1 pseudogene is annotated in these 2,504 nt (G+C 41.0%); it reads left to right on the top strand.

What is annotated here, in order from left to right:
- Positions 1-1,062, top strand: a pseudogene (dbpA, locus tag BN1044_RS23275) (ATP-dependent RNA helicase DbpA); the annotation flags it as partial.
- Between the last annotated feature and the right edge of the window lie 1,442 nt (positions 1,063-2,504).

Genomic DNA, 2,504 nt, shown 5'->3' with positions numbered 1-2,504 from the left:
GTGTGGCGGCCAGCCAATCAGCCATCAGCTGGATTCATTGGTACATGCGCCACATATTGTGGTGGGTACACCGGGCCGTATTCAGGAACATTTGCGCAAGAAAAGCGTTAGTTTGGATGCGATGAAAGTGCTGGTGTTGGATGAAGCCGACCGCATGTTGGATATGGGCTTTGCCGATGCCATCGACGATGTGATCAGTTACACCCCAACTTCACGTCAAACCCTGCTGTTCTCTGCAACCTATCCGCAGGGGATTGAACGCATCAGCGCACGTATTCAACGTGAGCCTGTGAATATTGAAACCGGCGATGTTTCTGCGCTGCCAGATATCGAACAACAGTTTTATGAAACCTCACGCGGTGAGAAATTAGCGTTGCTCCAAGCGCTGCTGAGCAATCTGCAACCGGCATCATGCGTGGTGTTCTGTAATACCAAACGTGATTGCCAAGACGTCTACGAGGCGTTGTCTGGGCAGAATATTAGCGTACTGGCTCTGCACGGTGATTTAGAACAGCGTGAACGCGATCAGGTTCTGGTGCGTTCTCTAATCGCAGCTGCCGTGTGTTGGTGGCAACCGACGTCGCCGCGCGTGGGTTAGATATCAAAGAGCTGGAAATGGTCGTGAACTACGAGCTTTCTTTCGATCCTGAAGTTCACGTCCACCGTATTGGCCGTACCGCGCGTGCAGGCCAGAAAGGCCTAGCCGTGAGCTTTGTGGCACCATCAGAAATGGTGCGTGCTCATGCGCTGGAAGATTATATCGGCCTGAAATCGACTTGGTTGTCTGCGGATAAAATGATGGCATCACCGATGCAGCCATTGGAAGCTGAAATGGTGACGCTGTGCATCGACGGTGGCCGCAAGGCCAAGATCCGCCCTGGCGATATTCTGGGTGCATTGACCGGTGACGCAGGCCTTACCGCCGCCGACGTGGGTAAAATCGATATGTTCCCGATTCATGCCTACGTAGCTATTCGCAAAGCATCAGCTAAGAAAGCTATCAAGCAGCTTCAGGAAGGCAAGATCAAAGGGAAAAACTGCAAGGTTCGTATTTACAAGTAATCCGCCAATTCTCCTTTCTCGCCTCCCTTATCTGATGAGGGAGGCGAATATCCTCTTTTTATCTCTTCAACTCAGTCAATATCACTCTGGTGATAATTTCAGGTTTTATTAAATTAAACCGATAACCATTTTTCTGTCACTCTCGAAAATAATTGCGCGCTGATAACTGCGGCAATTTAAAAATGTCCGTAACAAAAATAGAAATACATTTCTTTTTACATAAAAGTAAAATAAAAATTATCAGGATGATAATGAGGACTCTCTCAACTCACTGCTGATGACGATCATTACGGAAAATAATGTCAGCGATCCTATGCCTGTAGGTTAGTGGCTACATCAATGCGGCTTTTGTCCTATATACATATAATAAACCTAGCTTTATTATGCGGAATATTGCGTTTTATCTTGTCTGAAGAATTTCAAACAAGACGTAACTATTAAGAAAATCATTAAACATGCTTAATAAATATCACTTTTAAATCTCTCTATAAATGTTTCTAGTCTGTTACTGGAAATGAATGTGTATTTTAAATATCACTTCCAGTGTTTTTAATTATATTTATTTAAATGAAAGCTAAATGAATAGGTTTTAGTTATTGTACTTTTGTTATTTAAGCAAATCATGAATTAATATATAAAGATAGATTATTAAAATCTAAACGCAGATTAAACAATTCTTGTTAAAAATAAACTCGCTATAAATAATCCCCGACTTACTTATTTTTTCACATAATATTCTTCCGTTTTGAATAAAAAACAATTAATTAGAATTTAATACCGTTTTTTGTATTTTTGCAGATAATAAGATCTAAATAACAAAAAAATCATTATAATGATTCAAATCCACCGCTAGCATGGTGGTTACTAAATGGTCGTAAAGCGGGTGCTGATAGCCATTTTGTACCTCTTTTATCTATGTGATTGTGTATTTATCGCTAGGATGGCAGCCCGCTGAAATGGAATTCAACGACTGAACAGCTAAGACATACATCCCTCAATTATTGTGTTGCTGGCGTTGGCCAAGTTGCATTCTAATGGGAAGCATAAACTGCACGTACTTGTGCAATCCAATGTTTAAACAATCCTAATGCGCATATATGTATTAACAACCTGTATTGCGTTGGGATTTTCTGTATGTGAAATATCATCTAATACAACGAGGAAAGGATGTTTAACTTACGTTTAATTATATGATTTGTAGGTCGATTTAGTCATGGGGATAATTATTCTAGTCGCGTTCCCCATCAAGTTAGAAAGCCAATCAATATTAGCCGTTTATTGTTAATTTTCTTGAGTTATATATGAATAAAAGCAAACCCCCATCTGCCAGTGAAATAAAAATAGGTAAAAGATATATCCGCGCCATTGCACACCTGAATATCGGTATGCAGGTTGTATTCCCCTTGGCCCTGTCATTTACTCCGGTGATGGTCGCAAGAGCT

The organism is Hafnia alvei (assembly GCF_900095695.1).
In the GTDB taxonomy this organism is placed as follows: Bacteria; Pseudomonadota; Gammaproteobacteria; order Enterobacterales; family Enterobacteriaceae; genus Hafnia; species Hafnia alvei_B.
Note: the sequence above shows the minus strand (reverse complement) of the source record. Positions and strands in the feature narration are given on the sequence as shown.